Raw genomic sequence first — 17,309 nt, forward strand, 5'->3', positions numbered from 1 at the left:
GGAGATCGTTCATGGTCCAACTGCATGAGGCGACTGGTATCAGCAAGATCGGGATACTCGGGATCGGCGCGTACCGGCCCGAACGTGTCGTCAGCAACGATGAGATCTGCGAGAACATCGACTCGTCTGACGAGTGGATCTTCACGCGCACCGGCATCAAGTCGCGCCGTTTCGCGCGGCGTGACGAGACGGTCGTCGAGATGGGCGTCAATGCCGGTCGCACCGCGATCGCGAACGCGCTGCTGTCCGGGGCCGACATCGACGCGGTCGTCCTCGCCACGAACACACACCTGTTGCAGACGCCCGCCGGCGCGGTGAAGATCGCGACCGAACTCGGCGCCAACGGTGTCCCCGCGTTCGATGTGACCGTCGGCTGCGCCGGATTCGGCTATGCGATGTCCCTGGCGGGCGACATGGTGCGCGGCGGCAGCGCCACCAACGTCCTCGTCATCGGCGCCGAGCAGCTGTCGGTGACACTCGACATGACTGATCGCGGCAACTGTTTCATCTTCGGCGACGGCGCGGGCGCCGTGGTCGTCGGCCCGACCGAGACGCAAGGCCTCGGCCCGGTGGTCTGGGGCAGTGACGGCACCCAATTCGACGCGATCCGTCAGGACATCGACTGGTTGAGTTACCTCGACGGCGACGACCACGCGCAGCGCCCGTACATCCGGCTCCAAGGCACCGCAGTGTTCCGATGGGCCGCATTCGAGATGGGCAAAGCAGCGCAGCGCGCCCTCGACGTCGCGAAGGTCGACGCATCCGAGATCGACGTGTTCGTCCCTCACCAGGCGAACTCGCGCATCAACGAACTGCTCGCCAAGAGCCTCAAGTTCCCGGAGACGACCCTCGTCGCTAACGACATCGAGACCACCGGAAACACCTCGGCGGCATCGATCCCTCTCGCCATGGAGACCATGCTCTCGACCGGCCAGGCCAAGCCCGGCGACACCGCCCTACTGCTCGGCTACGGCGCGGGTCTGAGTTACGCGGCTCAGGTCGTCACCATGCCGCCGATCCCATTCGAGTGACGCGAGTCGAGCTCCACTGCTCCGCGCCCGTCCCGCTGTTTTGCCGCAACTACCTGCGGCCCGATAGCGTAGACGAGTGAGTTCCGAGGTCATCGGGCGTGAAGTCAAGCGCCGTCGCACGTTCGCCATCATCTCCCACCCCGACGCAGGCAAGTCAACGATGACCGAGGCGTTGGCGTTGCACGCCCGCATGATCAGCGAAGCGGGCGCCGTCCACGGCAAGGGCGGACGACGTTCGACCGTGTCGGACTGGATGGAGATGGAGAAGGCGCGCGGTATCTCCGTGAGCTCCACCGCCCTCCAGTTCAAGTACTCGGCGCAGAGCGACGACGACGAGTTCCCGCACGTCATCAACCTCGTCGACACCCCGGGCCACTCCGACTTCTCCGAGGACACCTACCGCGTACTGACTGCGGTCGACGCCGCCGTCATGCTCATCGACGCGGCGAAGGGCCTCGAGCCACAGACGTTGAAACTGTTCCAAGTGTGCCGCCACCGCGGCATCCCGGTGATCACCGTCGTCAACAAGTGGGATCGCCCCGGCCAGACGCCGTTGGAGCTGATCGACGAGATCAGCGAACGCATCGGCCTCATCCCGACTCCCCTGTACGTTCCGGTCGGCATCGCGGGCGACTACCGCGGGCTGCTCGACCGACGCACCGGCAAGTACATCAAGTTCACGCGCACGGCCGGTGGCGCGAAGATCGCGCCCGAGGACATCCTCGACGCCGATACCGCGCTCGCCGTCGAAGACGTGGCATGGACCGCAGCCTCAGAAGAGAGTGAACTTCTCGGCGAACTCGGCCAGGACCACGACCAGGAGATGTTCCTCGCTGGCCAGACGTCACCGATGATCTTCACGTCGGCGATGCTCAACTTCGGTGTCCGCCAACTGCTGGAGGCACTCGTCGAGTTCGCTCCCCCGCCGCGCGGGCGCGTTGCGATCGACGAGAGCACCCGCGAAGTGACCGACCCGTTCAGCGCCGTCGTCTTCAAAGTGCAAGCCGGCATGGACAGCTCACACCGCGACCGCCTCGCCTACATGCGCATCGTGTCCGGCGAGTTTGAGCGCGGCATGGTGGTCAACCACGCTCAGACCGGTAAACCGTTCGCGACCAAGTACGCGCAAGCTGTCTTCGGCCGCGACCGCGCGACCGTCGACACCGCCTACCCCGGCGACGTCGTCGGCCTCGTCAACGCGATGGCGCTCGCCCCCGGCGACACCCTCTATCTGGATCCCAAAGTCCAGTACCCGCCGATCCCGTCGTTCGCGCCCGAACACTTCTCGTCGCTGCGCGTGACGACGGCCGACAAGTACAAGCAGTTCCGCAAGGCCATCGACCAGCTCGACGCCGAAGGCGTCGTCCAGGTGCTGCGCAACGATCTGCGCGGCGACGCGTCACCGGTTCTCGCGGCCGTCGGCCCCATGCAGTTCGAGGTCGTGACCGCCCGGATGAAGGCCGAGTTCAATGTCGACACCATCATCGAACCCCTCGGCTATTCACTGGCCCGCCGAACCGACGAGGCAAGTGCACCCGAGCTCACCAAGCAGCGGGGCGTAGAAGTCTTCACTCGCAGCGACGGCGCGATCCTAGCGTTGTTCAGCGACAAATGGCGTCTCCAGTACATCGAGAAGGAGCACGCCGACCTCGTCCTTGAGCCGCTCGTCGCCGCGGCCGACTGACATGCGAATGCGGCGGGCGGCGACCCCGGTCATATTCGCGGCCGCCTGCGCGTCCGCACTGACGGCGTGCGGATCGTCCGACCCCGACGAACCGTCGCGCCCCGCACAACCGTCCGAAGCACCGCGGCTCGCACTCGACGACTGCGACGCCGCCACCCGAACCGGAAGAATCGACCGCAGCGCGTACGGCCTGCGGTACGCGCACGGCGTGATGCAGGTCAAAATCGAACCGTCGCGCGGCAACGACCAGTGCGTCGAGTTCACCAAATGGGGCAACGCCGCCGTCGAGGTCCCACCCGACACCCTGCTCTTTACTTTCTCCGGGGGCGGCGGAGAAGGCGCCCAGTTCGAGTTCCTGGCCTCCGCGCTCACCGGCGGACGCATACCCGGCTCCCCTCCCGCGCGCAGGCTGACGGACCCGATCAGCGCGAAAGTCGGAGTCTCCGTCGACGGCGCCTACTATGCGGCATCGACGTGTTCGCTTGCTCTCACCCAAGTGACCGAGAAACACGCAGCTGGCCGCTTCGAGTGCCCCGAAGCGATCGCGCAGGACGCCAATCCGTTCTCCCCGTCCGACGATGTCCCGTACGACGAAGAACCCGCACCGCCATCGTCGCCGCGTACCGCCACGCTGTCCGGACGGTTCGAGGTGGGACGATAGTCGATCTCGACTCCGCACGATCAGCGAGTCGAAGTGCGGACTCGATCGAGCGGGCGGGCGCTATTCGTTGACGAGGGCCGCGATGGACTCTGCGGACACCTCTTCGATGGTCGACGGGAGGAAGGACGGATTCCGGTCCTTGTCGACGAGGACCGCACGGACGCCTTCGGCGAAGTCGGGGTGGGCGGTGATCTTCTCCGCGGTCGACAGTTCGCGCTCCAGACATTCGGCTAGCGAGGACGCCTCACCGAGTTCGAGGAGCCGCGCGGTGACGAACAGACTCGTCGGCGACGCCGACCCCAGGAGGGTCACCATCTCTTCGGCCCACTCGTCGCCGACCGCGCCGCGCAAACCGCCGACCACACCGTCGACGCTGACATCGCCGAAATAGTCGGCGATCTTCCGGAGCGGCAGCGTCGACTCGACCGGATCACGGTGGTCCGCGAGAGCCTCGGCGAGACCGGCACCCGATCGGATGGCGTCCGCGACGCCGCTTAGAGCGTCGGACGGCACATAGTGCGTCGCGAGGCCGACAGCGACGGCGTCCGCGCCGCGCAGCCGCGCACCGGTCAGTCCGAGCCACATGCCGACGCCAGCGGGCAGACGCGACAAGAAATAGGTGGAGCCAACGTCTGGGAAGAAGCCGATGGCTGTCTCCGGCATCGCGATCATCGCCTTCTCGGTGACGATGCGAATTTCGCCGTGCACGCTGATGCCGAGGCCGCCGCCCATCGCGGCGCCGTCGATCAACGCGACGTACGGCTTCGGGTATTCGGCGATCATCTGGTTCACCCGGTACTCGCTGGCGAAGTACTTGGTGACGGCTGCCGTGTCGCCATCGATCGCGCTGTCCCGGATGGCGCGGATGTCGCCGCCCGCACAGAACGCACGGTCACTCGCCGACGTGACGAGAACCGTCTCGACGGCGTCATCGTCACCCCACGCGACGAGAGTGTCGTGGAGGTCGTCGATCATCGATTGGTCGAGCGCGTTGAGGGCCTTCGGCCGGTCGAGAACGATCTCGCCGACACCGTTGCTCACCGAGGTACGGATGTAAGACATGGCCACCACGCTACGTCAGCCGACGATCTCCGAGAGCTCCAGCCAACGCTCTTCGAGCTGCTCGGTGTCGGCCTGCGCGGCCCGCAGCTTCTCGGTGAGTTCACCGAGAGCGGTGTAGTCACTCTGATCGTGTGCAGCCATCTGATCGTGCAACTTCGCGACCTGCACGGAAAGCTTTTCCATCTTGCGTTCGACGGCGTTGAACTCTTTGCGCGCCGACTGATGTTCGGCCGCCGACATCGTGACGTCGGACGACGATTGATCGGCCGACGCGGTCTTCGCTGCCTTCGCCGAGGACCTCGGCGTCTTCTGCGCGTCCACGGCCCGCCGTTCGAGGTACTGGTCGATGCCGCGCGGCAGGTTCGTCAGCCTGCCGTCGCCGAACAGTGCCCACATGGAGTCACAGATCCGTTCCACCAGGTAGCGGTCGTGGCTGATCACGACGAGCGTGCCCGCCCATGAGTCGAGGAGGTCCTCGACCTGTTGGAGGGTGTCGATGTCGAGGTCGTTGGTCGGCTCGTCGAGCAGCAGGACGTTCGGCTCGCCCATCAGGACGACGGTGAGTTGGAGTCGACGTCGCTCACCACCGGACAGGTCGCCGACGGGAGTGCGTTGCCGGGCAGGCGAGAACCCGAGACGCTCGGCCAACTGACTGGCCGACACCTCCTTATCGCCCAACATGATGTGGCCTGCCACGTTCTCGACGACGTCGAGGACGCGCAGCGACTCGTCGAGATCGTCGAGTTCCTGCCGGAGCCAGCCGATGGAGACCGTCTTGCCTTCGATGCGCTTGCCTGGCTCCACTGGAACGTCGCCCGCGAGCGCGCGCAACAGTGTCGTCTTGCCGGAGCCGTTGACGCCGACCAGACCGATCCGCTCCCCCGGAGCCAACCGCCACGTCGTGTCCTCCAGCAGCACGCGGCCCGGTTCGCCGTTCGACGACGGCGTCCGCAGCTGCGCGTCCTCCAACTCGATCGCGACACGCCCGAGACGGCGTTTGGCGAACGCCGACAACGCAACGCTGTCACGCGGCGGTGGGACGTCCGAGATCAGCTTCTCGGCGGCCTCCACCCGATACTTCGGCTTCGACGTCCGCGCGGGTGCGCCGCGTCGCAGCCATGCGAGCTCCTTGCGCGCCAGGTTGCGGCGACGCTCCTCGGCTGCGTCGGCCTGGCGGACGCGTTCGGCGCGGGCGAACACCCAGTCGTTGTAGCCGCCGTCGTACTCGTCGACGCGGCCGGAGTGCACCTCCCAGGTGCGGGTCGCGACAGTGTCGAGGAACCAGCGGTCGTGCGTCACGACGATCAGCGCACTGCTCCGGTTCGTCAGGTGCTCGGCCAGCCAGTAGACGCCTTCGATGTCGAGGTGGTTGGTCGGTTCGTCGAGGATCAGCAGGTCGGCGTCGGTCACCAGCGCGGCCGCCAACGCGGTGCGGCGGCGCTGCCCACCGGACAATTCGCCGACCTTGCGGTCGAGTAGTCCGTCGACGCCGATGCCTTCGACGATCCCGCGAATCCGAGCGTCCGATGCCCACTCGTGTTCGGCGACCCCGACTCCGACGACGACGTCGGCGACCGTGCGGTCGGCGGGCATCTCGCCGCGTTGGGTGACCGTCGAGACGACGGCCCCGCCGACCCGGGACACCCGACCGTCGTCGGGTTCGGTGATACCGGCGAGGATCTCGAGCAGAGTCGTCTTGCCTCCGCCGTTGAGCCCGACGACGCCGATCCGTTCGCCCTCGTGCACGCCGACGCTCACCTCGTCGAGCAACGGTTTGATACCGAAGCTCTTGCTGATCTTCTCCGCGGTGATCAGCGAGGTGTTGGTGCCGTTGTTGACCGAGGCCATGTACTCCCGTTTCGTATGTGCCGGACCCGTATGTGCCAGATCCGGCCCCTGTGTGAGATCAGTGTGCGCCGTCGACTGGCACCAGTCGCGCTCCGGCGACCGGGCCCGACGCCGTCCGGACCGCTTTGGCCACGCCCGAGCCGGATAGTTCAGCGGCGACCCGGACCGCGGCATCTGCGTCCGCGCACAAGAACGCGCACGTCGGTCCGGAACCCGAGACGATGCCCGCCAAGGCCCCAGCCTCTCGGCCGGCCCGCAGCGTCCTGCGCAGCAGCGGTTGCAGCGACAGCGCGGCCGGCTGCAGATCATTGTGAAGCAATGGGGCCACCGCGTGCACATCGCCGGACGCGATCGCCACCATCAGGTCGTCGGGCCGAGTCGTCAACGCGTCGGACGTGCGGTCCCCGCCGACGCGCAGCCGGTCGAGTTCCCGGTAGACGTCGGGCGTCGAGAGTCCGGTGCCCGACACCGCGAGCACCCAGTGGAATTCGCCGCGGTGCAGGACGGGCAGCAGTTGCTCTCCTCGTCCGGTGCCGAGTGCGGTGCCGCCGGTCAACGAGAACGGAACGTCTGAGCCGAGTGTCGCCGCAAGGTCGAGCAGTTCGGTGCGCGGCAGGTCGACCCGCCACAGCCGAGCCGCGGCGACCAGTGCGCCCGCCGCGTCGGCCGAACCGCCCGCCATGCCACCCGCTACCGGAATGTGTTTGTCGATGGCGATCGTGACGTTCGGCTCGCGCCCGATCCGCTCGGCCAATGCGACGACGGCCTTCGCCGCGAGATTCGAGGCATCGGACGGGACTGCTCGACGGTTGTCGCCGGTTACCGTGACACTCAATGCGTCGGCCGAGCGCACGGTCACATCGTCGTACAAGCCGAGCGCGCAGAACAGCGTCGCCAGTTCGTGGAACCCGTCGTCGCGCAGCGGTCCCACGCCTAGATGCAGGTTGATCTTCGCGGGGACCCGTGCGGTTGCACCACCGATCATCACGGTTCGCGGCGCTCTGCTGACGCTGCGGATTCGGCGAGCCGGACGAAGTCGTCGACGGCGAGCCGCTCCCCGCGGATCTGCGGGTCGATGTCGGCGGCGCGGAGGAGTTCTTCCGCACGAGCCGGGCTTCCGGCCCACGTCGCCAACGCCGACCGCATGGTCTTGCGTCGTTGCGCGAACGCCGCATCGATCGCCGCGAAGGTGAGACGGCGGTGCTCGGGGTCGAGGCCGAACCGGTCAGTCCGTTCGATCCGGACGAGGCCCGATTCGATCTTCGGCTCCGGCCAGAACACGTGTTTGCCGATCGAGCCCGCGCGGGAGACGTCGCCGTAATACCTCGCCTTGACGCTCGGTACCCCGTAGATGCGGCCCCCTGGGGTGGCGGCGAGGCGGTCGGCGACTTCCGCCTGCACCATGACGAGCGCGGTCTTCAGCGTCGGGAACTTCGCCATCAGATTCAGCAGGACGGGGACGGCGACGTTGTAGGGCAGGTTCGCAACCAGCGCAGTCGGCGCGACGGGCAGATCGGCTGGTTCGACAGTGAGCGCGTCGGCGGTGACGACGTCGAACGCGTTCACCTGGTCGGGTGCGTACTCGGCGATGGTCTGGGGCAGACGTGCCGCCAGTTTCGGATCGATCTCGACGGCCACGACTCGGCCCGCTGCGCCGAGCAGCGCCAGGGTCAGGGACCCCAGACCCGGCCCCACTTCGAGGACGACGTCGTCTGCTCCGACTCCGGACGATGTCACGATGCGGCGCACCGTGTTCGCGTCGTGGACGAAGTTCTGTCCGAGCGTCTTCGTGGGTCGGACGTCCAGGTCCGCGGCCAGCGCGCGGATCTCGGCCGGACCGAGGAGTCGGGGAGGCATAGACCCCAGGATAGGCGTCAGCGCATCCCCAGCTGCGACGTGCACGACGGCCACGCTCCCCAGCCCTGCGCGGCCTGGGTCTTCTTGGCGACTGCGATCTGCTCTTCGCGGGTCGCGAGGTCGGCGCGCGGGGCGTATTCCTGCCCACCCCAACGGTCCCAGGTGTTCTGGTCGAACTGGATGCCGCCGTAGAATCCGTTTCCGCTGTTGACCGCCCAGTTGCCTGTCGACTCACACTGCGCGAGACGATCCCACACGCCGAACGGTACGTGCGGCGCACCCGGTTTGGTCCCGACTCGGACGGTACTGGGTGTCGGCTTCTGAAGGACCTGCTCGGTGAGCTTGACCTTGTTGATGACCTTGCCGTTACGCGTGGTGACCTTGTACGTCACCTTGGCTTTGCCGGGCTTGCCCTTCTCGGTGACCTCGCGCTTGCCGGTGATCAGTTCGGGGTCCTTCTTCTCGATCTCCGGGGACTTCACGTCCTCGTCGACCGTGACTTCCTCGGTGCGGATACGGGTCACCTTGATGACCATGTCCTTGCTGACCGGGGTGCCTGCGGCGGGGACCACCTTGTCGGTGGGTGAGAGCGGGTTGCCGGACGCGTCCAGGAGGTCGGCGACCGTCTTCGCGGCGATCGTCGGCCGCGATACGTCGGTGCCGTCGCGCAGGACGACACGCTTCGGCAGGATCACGTCGAGGTCACCGCCCTCGACTGGAAGCGGGGAGTCAAGGTTGCCCTCGACGGCACTGGCGCTCAGTCCCTGCTCCGCGAGGACCTCGCGGACGTTCGATGCGTTGGTCGTCACGGTCTCCGGTTTGCCGTCGATGAGCAGCGTCACCTGTTTGAGACGGTCGACGATGATCTTCTGGTTATCGCTCAACGAGCTGGACAGCGGCGCGCTGATCAGGTCGCCACTGACCGGCTCGACACCGTTGTCATTGAGGACGTCCTCGACCGACAGCGCCATGGTCTGCACAGTGGTCTCTTCACCGTCGACGGCGAGAGTCACCTCACGATGCATCACGGCACCGGTTATCGCACCAGCCGCCACGGTGGAGGCGACTGCGGCCACCGCGAGGCGGGCGCGCATGGAAGTGGACGCGTTGATACGTGTGAAGACAGACAAGGCTCATTCATCCTGACGGGTTACGGGATCACGATACGGTAACGAACGGGGTGTGGTTACCGCAACGTTAACGAGTAAGCCCGTCTCGTGTTCGCCGCCAGGACGGCAGCCATCTCGTGGTCGTCGAACCCCTTCACTGACGCTAAAACACGCGCCGTGTAAGGAAGGCAATAAGGCTGATTGGGCTGGCCACGGTAGGGATGCGGGGTCAGAAAGGGGGCGTCGGTCTCCACCAGCATCAGCTCCGCCGGGGTGACGTCGGCTGCGACACGCAATTCGTCAGAGTTGCCGAACGTCACAGTGCCGGAAAAGCTCAAGTAGTAGTTGCGATCGACGCATTCAGCGGCGATGTGGCGGTCTCCGGAGAAGCAGTGCATGACGACGGTGTCCGGGCTGCCCTCCGCGGCCAATACGTCCAACAGGTCTCGATCGGCGTCGCGGTTGTGGATCATCAGCGCCTTGCCGGTGCGCTTGGCGAGGTCGATGTGCCAGGCGAACGCGTCTCGTTGGGTCGCCGGATCGGCACAGTCGTCCGACCGCGACGTCCAGTAGTAGTCGAGCCCCGTCTCACCGACCGCGACGACTCGCTCGTCGGTCACCATCTCTTCGAGTTCGGCGCGTGCCGTGTCGTCGAGATCGGCGGCATGCGTCGGATGCAGTCCGACGGCGGCGTACGCCCGCGGATCCCAATGCGCGGCCGCGACCGCCCACCGCGCGTCGACCATGTCGTCGGCGACCGTCACCACATGCGATACGCCAACCGCCTCCGCATGGTCGAGGATCGCGCGGACGGCCTCGGCCGTACGGCCACCGCACGCCGCGAGATGCGTGTGCGCGTCGATCAGCCCCGGTAACGGCACCGGGTCGGGCGGCGGTGTCTTGCGGCGATCCTTCTTGCTGGAACTCACACGCCCACTGTGCCGCATCCGCCGACGACGCTCGCCCGCGGCAGCCTGTTTCGCGACGATTACGTGTCGGTGAACCAGTCGCGCCGTCGCGCACGACTCACCGGAGAACGGTAGCGTCGTACCGGTGCTGGGGCTACCTGACGACATCACCGTCGCACTCTTCGACCTGGACGGCGTTTTGACGACGACCGCCGTCCTTCACCAGGCCGCGTGGAAGAACGCGTTCGACGCGTTCCTCGCTGAACGCGGCGACCAGTCGGGGCCGTTCACCGACCGCGACTATCTCGACTTCGTCGACGGCCGACCGCGCCTGGACGGAGTCCGCAGTTTCCTCGACTCACGCGGAATCACCGTCAGCGACGCGACAGCAGCCGGGATCGCCGAGGCCAAGAACGCCGAGTTCCTGGCCGTCCTGGACCGCGACGGAGTCACCGCATACCCGGGTTCGGTGCGCTATTTGACCGCGGCACGCGCGGCCGGGCTGCGGATCGCGGTGGTCACCTCCTCGCGCAACGGCGAGACGGTCCTCGACGCGGCGGGCCTCACCGAGTTCGTCGAACACCGAGTGGACGGCAACACGATCGTCGACGAGAACTTGGCGGGCAAACCCGCCCCCGACTCGTATCTGCGCGGCGCACAGCTGATGCACGTTCAGCCCGCACACGCCGCCGTCTTCGAAGACGCTATCTCCGGTGTCACCGCCGGTTCAGCCGGCTCGTTCGGCTACGTCGTCGGCATCGACCGAGTGGGCGGCGACCAGGCCCAGTCGATGCGCACCGCCGGTGCATCTATCGTCGTGACAGACCTCGACGACCTCTTGCAGAGCTGAAGGATTCTCGCCAGTGACGGACCCGATCACCGCCGAACTCGTGCACACCACGCACGGCGACACCTCGAGCCACCCCGACACGTTGCACGTGCCGACTCACGGGACGCGCCCCGACCACGGGTTCGACGTGCACCCATGGGAATTGCGGTGGCGCGGCTTCGACATCGACACCATCGGGCGCACCGAGGCACTCTTCGCCCTCTCGAACGGCCATATCGGCCTGCGCGGGACGTTCGAGGAGGGCGAACCGGTCGACGTGCCGGGGACCTACCTGAACGGCTTCTACGAACTGCGCGACCTGCCATACGCGGAGAGCGGTTACGGCTATCCGGAGTCGGGGCAGACCGTCGTGAACGTCACCGACGGCAAGATCATCCGTCTCCTCGTCGAAGACGAGCCGATGGACCTTCGGTACGGGAGCACCGTGCAGCACGAACGGGTGCTGGACTTCCGGACCGGCACTCTCAAGCGGGAGACGTTGTGGACGTCACCGACCGGACGCACCGTCCGCATCCGCTCCGAACGTCTCGTGTCGTTCACCAAGCGCACGGTCGCGGCGATCCGCTACGAGGTCGAACCGATCGGCGAGGACATGAAGCTGGTGCTTCAGTCCGATCTACTCGCCAACGAGCCGATCGGCGGTCCCGGCGGCAAGTCGGCCGCCGACGATCCCCGTCTGGCCGCCGCGCTCGACACGCCGTTGGTCGCCGACCTCGCCGACTGTGAGGACTACTCGGCGGTCCTCGTCCACCACACATCACGATCGGGGTTGTCCGTCGCGGCCGCGATGGATCACGAGATTGAACTGCCTGCCACCGGGGACACCTCGGTTCGCGCCGACGGTGACCTCGCCCGGCTCACCGTCGCGGCGACCGTTCCGCAGGGTTCGAAGATCGTCGTCACCAAGTTCCTCGGCTACGGCTGGTCCGCACGTCGCAGCGTCCCAGCGCTCCGCGCCCAGGTGGACGCCGCGATCGCGATGGGCCGCGAGACCGGCTGGGAGGCCCTCAAAGCCGAGCAGATCGCCTATCTCGACGATTTCTGGGCCGATGCCGATATCGAGATCGACGGCGACTCCGAGATGCAGCAGGCGATCCGGTTCTCGCTGTTCCACGTCCTGCAGGCGGGCGCTCGCGGTCAGTCGCGGGCGATCCCCGCCAAAGGGCTGACCGGTCCGGGCTACGACGGCCACACGTTCTGGGACACCGAGACGTTCATCCTGCCGATGCTGACGTACACGGTGCCCGCCGCGGCAGGCGAGGAACTCCGGTGGCGTCACGGAACCATGGACAAGGCGAAGGCGCGCGCCGCCGAACTCGGCGAGTCGGGTGCGATGTTCCCGTGGCGGTCCATCAACGGTGACGAATGTTCGGGCTATTGGCCCGCGGGCACCGCGGGAGTCCATGTGTCGGCCGACATCGCGAACGCGACGGCCCGCTACATCCGGGCGACCGGCGACGAGGCGTTTGAGGTCGAGTGCGGCGTCGAACTGCTCGTCGAGATCGCACGGTTCTTCGCGGGACTTGGCCACCATGACGCCAATGGCCGTTTTCGCATCGACGGCATCACCGGACCCGACGAGTACACGGCGATCGTTAACAACAACCTGTTCACCAATCTCGCCGCGCAGCAGGCGCTGCGTGACGCGGTGGCCTCCGTCGGCAGGCATCCGAGCGTCGCCCGCGACCTCGATGTCACCAGCACCGAGACGGCGCTGTGGACCTCGTGCGCCGACGACATGGCGATCCCGTACGACGAGTCGCTCGGCGTCCACCAGCAGTCGGAGGCGTTCACGCTCCTGGCCCGCTGGGATTTCGAACGCTCCCGCGGCAGATACCCGCTGTTGTTGAATTACCCGTACTACGATTTGTATCGCAAGCAGGTCGTGAAGCAGGCCGACCTGGTGTTCGCCATGTACCTGTTCGGCGACCGTTTCACTGCCGCGCAGAAACTCGCGAACTTCGACTACTACTATCCGATCACTGTCCGCGACTCGTCGCTGTCGGCGTGCTGTGAGGCCGTGACCGCTGCCGAGGTCGGCTACCTCGACCTCGCATACGACTTGATGAGCGAATCAGTCTTCACCGACCTCCACGATCTCCACGCGAATGTCTCGTCGGGTCTTCACATCGCGGCGCTCGCCGGTGCGTGGACCGACTGTGTCGCCGGTTTCGGCGGCATGCGCGACTTCGGCGGAACCATCACATTCGCCCCGCGACTGCCCCGCCAGCTCACGTATATGAGCTTCCGCATGGTGATCCGCGAATCGCGGATCGTCGTCGCCGTCGACGCCTCCTCGGCGACGTACCGTCTGATGTCGGGGCCGACTATCGAACTGGCGCACCACGGGGAGCGCTTCGTGCTCGGCGATGCACCCGTCCGTAAACCGATCTCGTCGCCGACCGCTCAGCATCCGCCGACCGCTCCCCCAGGGTGCGAACCGTACCGCCGGTCCCTCTGACTATCCTGGGACCACTATGGTCAACGCTCCCGCCGCAGCGACATCCCCTGCTGACGCCCCGCCGTTTTACATCACCACCGCCATCGCGTACCCGAACGGCGCCCCGCACATCGGGCATGCCTACGAGTTCATCTCGGCGGACGTGCTCGCCCGGTTCAAGGCTCTCGATGGTTACGACGTGCGCTTTCAGTCGGGCACCGACGAGCACGGCCAGAAGATGCAGCAGACGGCACAGGCCGAAGGCGTGTCGACAGCGGATCTAGCGCGCCGCAATTCCGACCGCTTCGAGGCGTTACACACCGCGCTCGGCACCGATCTGAGCCGATTCATCCGCACCACTGACAACGATCATCACCGCGCGTCGGAGGAGATCTGGAAGCGGATGGAGGCGGCGGGCGACATCTACCTCGACTCGTACGCCGGGTGGTATGACGTGCGCGACGAGGCGTTCTTCACCGAGGACGAGACGAGCGTCGACGCCGACGGTGATCGAATCGCCACCGAGAACGGCCACAAACTGACGTGGACGGAAGAACAGACCTACTTCTTCCGGCTCGCTAAGTACACCGAGCCCCTGCTCGAGCTGTACCGCGACAATCCCGGTTTCATCGGGCCGGACTCGCGCCGCAACGAGGTCACCCGGTTCGTCGAGGGCGGACTCAACGACCTGTCGATCTCGCGCACCACGTTCGATTGGGGAGTCAAGGTCCCGGGCAACCCCGATCACGTCATGTATGTGTGGGTGGACGCGTTGACGAACTATTTGACCGGAGTCGGTTTTCCGGACGATCCGGCCACGTTGGAGCGTTATTGGCCCGCCGACCTGCACATTATCGGCAAGGACATCATCCGGTTCCACTGCGTGTATTGGCCCGCGTTCCTGATGAGCGCCGACATCCCGGTGCCCAAACGGGTGTTCGCGCACGGCTTCTTGAATAACAAGGGCGAGAAGATGAGCAAGTCGATCGGCAACGTGGTCGATCCGCACGCCCTCATCGACGAATTCGGACTCGACCCGGTCCGCTACTTCTTCCTCCGCGAGGTCTCGTACGGGCAGGACGGCTCGTACTCGGCTGACGCGATCGTCTCGCGTAAGAACGCCGACCTCGCCAACGAATACGGCAACCTCGCGCAACGCACCCTGTCGATGGTCGGCAAGTACTTCGACTCGACGATCCCGGAGCCGGGCGACTTCACCGCAGACGACCAGGCCCTGCTCGACGCCGCCGACGGCCTGCTCGGCCGTGTCCGCACACATTTCGACGTGCAGGCGATCCACCTCGGTCTCGAAACACTGTGGTCGGTGCTGGCCGACGCGAACCGCTATATTTCGGCGCAAGAGCCGTGGAAGCTCGCCAAGACCGACCTCGATCGCACCGGGACTGTCCTCTACGTGTGCGCCGAAGTAGTCCGCATCGTGACGCTGCTGACGCAGCCCGCTATGCCGTCGTCGACCGCGACGCTGCTCGACTTCTTAGCCGTCGACGCCGACGCGCGCACGTTCGCCGCCGTCGCCGACCGGCTGACCCCGGGCACCACGTTGCCGAAGCCGAGTCCGGTGTTCCCTCGCCACGAGGTGTAGAAGGCGCGTGGCGACCGCCCAGACCCCCTTCGCTCTCCTACGCGCCCTGCACGCACACACCGTGGCAGAGCGACTACCTCCGCCCGCCGCTCTCGTCGGCCGGTGGTTCGACGCGGACGCGGTGATCGCACCGTCGATCGACGTGCGGCCCGGTGTTGCGCCGCCCGATCGGCCAGACATCTTCTGGTTGGGCGCGATCTCGTATTCGCCGCCCGGCGAGACGCCCGAGGTAGTCGGCGGGCTCTGCGACGGTCTGCTCGTATTGCGCGACGACACGTGGGTGTGGGAGTCGGTCGGCGGGTCGGTGTGCCCGCCGTGGGTGCTCGAAGCCTTATCCGTACCTTCGCCGTCTCCTGATCCGCCCGCTGGCACATCCAGGTCGTGGTCGGCGGCGTGGTCACCGCCCGACAAGGAGCCGCACGTGGACGCCGTCGCCCGGTGTCTCGACGCGATCTCCGCCGGAGAGGTGTACCAAGCGTGCGTCTGTACCCGGTTCACCGGTGTGCTCGACGGCGACCCGCTCGCGTTCTTCTGTGACGTCGCGGAGTCGAGCCGACCGGCGAAGGCCGCATGGCTGTCGGGCGGCTGGGGGTCGATCGCGAGCTTCTCCCCCGAACAGTTCCTGGACCGCCGCGGCACCGAGGTCTCGTCATCGCCGATCAAGGGGACGGTGCCCGCGCACGTCGACCCGTCGGTATTGACGGCGTCGGCGAAGGACACCGCGGAGAACGTGATGATCGTCGACCTTGTCCGCAACGATTTGGGTCGCGTCGCGAAGACGGGGTCGGTGCGGGTGCCCGACCTATTGTCGGTGGTTCCGGCTCCGGGCGTCTGGCATCTGGTGTCGACGGTGCGCGCCACGCTTGCGCCTGCCGTCGGAAACAATGCGCTGCTGGCGGCGACGTGGCCTCCCGCGTCGGTGACGGGAACGCCGAAGATCCGGGCCGCCGAACTGCTGGCCGGCTGGGAAAAGCACGAGCGCGGCGTGTACTGCGGCGGTATTGGTGTTGCGGGCCCCGGCGGGCTGCTCGACTTGTCGGTGGCCATCCGTACTGTCGCCGTCGCCCCCGACTGCGGGTTGACGCTCGGTGTCGGCGGCGGCATCACCGCCGACTCCGACCGGGACGCCGAGTGGCAGGAATGTCTGGACAAGGCTGCGTCGATCGTCGATGCGCTACCGGTCGCCCCGCACTAACAACCGTCCCTGCGTCCACACCATCGCGACGAACGTGACGGCCCACGCGATGGACGCGACCCATATCTCGACGTGTCCGATGCCGTTGACGATCGGCAGGTCGTGCGCGGTGCCGAGTGCACGGCTGGCCACCCCGTACATGCCGAGCGGGAAGATGATCGTCCACAGACCCACCTCGTAGCGCAGCCGAACGCGGTGAACGACGTGTCGCCAGTAGCCCGCGACGAGGAGCGCAGGCACCAGCCAGGTACCGAACGCCCAGAGGATGAACGTGGATGCGCCGACGGTGGCGCCGACGACCTCGACGAGCGGAACTCCCGCCATCTTTTCGACGTGTGTTCCGGCGACCACCGAGATCGCTGTCGCGCCCATCGCGACCCAGTACGCGCCGGTCACGTCCGCCGGTGACGGTCGCGCGAGCAGAAGCCGGGCGGCGACCAGCACGGCGACCCCGACGTACAGGACCACTCCGATCGACCAGCAGGAGACCGCGAGCAGAGCGAACTCGGTCCGCAGAGTGTCGACCGCAGGCTGCAGACTCGCCGCGAGGATCGCGACGGACTGGGTCGCGACCACCCAGACGAACCAGCTTCCGTCGGCCCGCCGCATCGGAGCCTCGTCGCCGCGTGCCGCGAACGCGATCGCCGGGAGCGCGTAGCCAAGCACAAACCAGCTCACCGCGGTGACACCGAGCGCGATCTCGGCGACTCCGACGCGACCGTCCAGGAGGAGCCTGGTTCCGGTGACTCCGGTCGCCGCGACAAACGTGAAGAATCCGAACGTGCGCGTCGGAGCCCGCAGGTCAGTGGCGACCGCGTCCCGGTACCGCACGAATCGGACCAGACTCGCGACGACTAACACCGCGTACGCCACGACGCCGATCCACAGAAGTGCGGCCGACACCAGACCCCAGCCCTGCACGCTCATCGCGATCGAGACGATTCCGGTCGCCATCACCATCGCGAAACAGGCTGGATTCAACCCGCGGATCGTCTTCTCCACCGCGGTCAATTTCTCCACCATGGTCAATGACTACCGTGCCGTCGCCGGCAGGCACTGAA

Annotated in this window: 14 protein-coding genes; 7 read left to right on the forward strand and 7 right to left on the reverse strand. The window is 66.7% G+C overall.

The window, feature by feature from the left end:
- Positions 1–11: 11 nt before the first annotated feature.
- The 3 genes from MP11Mi_RS02795 (at position 12) to MP11Mi_RS02805 (ending at position 3,376) form a co-directional block, all read left to right on the forward strand.
- Positions 12–1,031 (forward strand): beta-ketoacyl-ACP synthase III, encoded by a 1,020-nt coding sequence (locus MP11Mi_RS02795; RefSeq protein ID WP_420040803.1) that lies wholly within the window; start codon positions 12–14, stop codon positions 1,029–1,031.
- Positions 1,032–1,107: 76 nt separating this feature from the next.
- A complete protein-coding gene (locus tag MP11Mi_RS02800) occupies positions 1,108–2,715 on the forward strand; it encodes a peptide chain release factor 3 (RefSeq protein WP_420040804.1) in 1,608 nt (535 codons plus the stop codon).
- Between the two features lies 1 nt (position 2,716).
- Entirely contained in the window at positions 2,717–3,376 is a 660-nt protein-coding gene (locus MP11Mi_RS02805; RefSeq protein WP_420040805.1) for a hypothetical protein, read from the forward strand.
- A gap of 60 nt (positions 3,377–3,436) precedes the next feature.
- Here MP11Mi_RS02805 and MP11Mi_RS02810 read toward each other — a convergent pair whose 3' ends face one another.
- From MP11Mi_RS02810 to MP11Mi_RS02835, 6 genes are read right to left on the reverse strand one after another with little or no spacing between them, the layout of a single operon-like run.
- Positions 3,437–4,438: an enoyl-CoA hydratase/isomerase family protein gene (locus MP11Mi_RS02810; protein ID WP_420040806.1), complete on the reverse strand. Its 1,002-nt coding sequence runs from the start codon at positions 4,436–4,438 to the stop codon at positions 3,437–3,439.
- A 15-nt stretch (positions 4,439–4,453) separates the two neighbouring features.
- Positions 4,454–6,286 (reverse strand): ABC-F family ATP-binding cassette domain-containing protein, encoded by a 1,833-nt coding sequence (locus MP11Mi_RS02815; RefSeq protein WP_420040807.1) that lies wholly within the window; start codon positions 6,284–6,286, stop codon positions 4,454–4,456.
- 58 nt (positions 6,287–6,344) lie between these two features.
- Positions 6,345–7,271: a 4-(cytidine 5'-diphospho)-2-C-methyl-D-erythritol kinase gene (locus MP11Mi_RS02820; protein WP_420040808.1), complete on the reverse strand. Its 927-nt coding sequence runs from the start codon at positions 7,269–7,271 to the stop codon at positions 6,345–6,347.
- Complete coding sequence (gene rsmA, locus MP11Mi_RS02825) at positions 7,271–8,197, reverse strand: 16S rRNA (adenine(1518)-N(6)/adenine(1519)-N(6))-dimethyltransferase RsmA (protein WP_420712828.1); 927 nt, start codon at positions 8,195–8,197, stop codon at positions 7,271–7,273. The genes MP11Mi_RS02820 and rsmA overlap by 1 nt, the downstream gene beginning before the upstream one ends.
- Positions 8,161–9,273, reverse strand: coding sequence for a transglycosylase family protein (locus tag MP11Mi_RS02830; RefSeq protein ID WP_420040810.1), 1,113 nt, complete (start codon positions 9,271–9,273; stop codon positions 8,161–8,163). Before MP11Mi_RS02830 ends, rsmA begins: the two co-directional genes overlap by 37 nt.
- A gap of 56 nt (positions 9,274–9,329) precedes the next feature.
- Entirely contained in the window at positions 9,330–10,181 is an 852-nt protein-coding gene (locus tag MP11Mi_RS02835) for a TatD family hydrolase (protein ID WP_420712829.1), read from the reverse strand.
- Positions 10,182–10,305: 124 nt separating this feature from the next.
- Between MP11Mi_RS02835 and MP11Mi_RS02840 the strand changes: the two genes are divergently transcribed.
- From MP11Mi_RS02840 to MP11Mi_RS02855, 4 genes are all read left to right on the forward strand, one after another.
- Entirely contained in the window at positions 10,306–11,010 is a 705-nt protein-coding gene (locus MP11Mi_RS02840; RefSeq protein ID WP_420040811.1) for an HAD family hydrolase, read from the forward strand.
- An 88-nt stretch (positions 11,011–11,098) separates the two neighbouring features.
- Positions 11,099–13,471, forward strand: a complete 2,373-nt coding sequence (locus MP11Mi_RS02845; protein WP_420041987.1) for a glycoside hydrolase family 65 protein — start codon at positions 11,099–11,101, stop codon at positions 13,469–13,471.
- Positions 13,472–13,487: 16 nt separating this feature from the next.
- Complete coding sequence (metG, locus tag MP11Mi_RS02850) at positions 13,488–15,053, forward strand: methionine--tRNA ligase (RefSeq protein ID WP_420040812.1); 1,566 nt, start codon at positions 13,488–13,490, stop codon at positions 15,051–15,053.
- A 7-nt stretch (positions 15,054–15,060) separates the two neighbouring features.
- Positions 15,061–16,248 carry an aminodeoxychorismate synthase component I gene (locus MP11Mi_RS02855; RefSeq protein ID WP_420040813.1) on the forward strand — a complete coding sequence of 396 codons (1,188 nt, stop codon included), beginning with the start codon at positions 15,061–15,063 and terminating at the stop codon, positions 16,246–16,248.
- Here the strand turns inward: MP11Mi_RS02855 and MP11Mi_RS02860 are convergent.
- Positions 16,228–17,271: a tellurite resistance/C4-dicarboxylate transporter family protein gene (locus tag MP11Mi_RS02860; RefSeq protein WP_420040814.1), complete on the reverse strand. Its 1,044-nt coding sequence runs from the start codon at positions 17,269–17,271 to the stop codon at positions 16,228–16,230. The two genes, MP11Mi_RS02855 and MP11Mi_RS02860, sit on opposite strands and share 21 nt — an antisense overlap.
- Positions 17,272–17,309 lie beyond the last annotated feature (38 nt).

The organism is Gordonia abscondita, assembly GCF_032711245.1.
Classification (GTDB): domain Bacteria; phylum Actinomycetota; class Actinomycetes; order Mycobacteriales; family Mycobacteriaceae; genus Gordonia.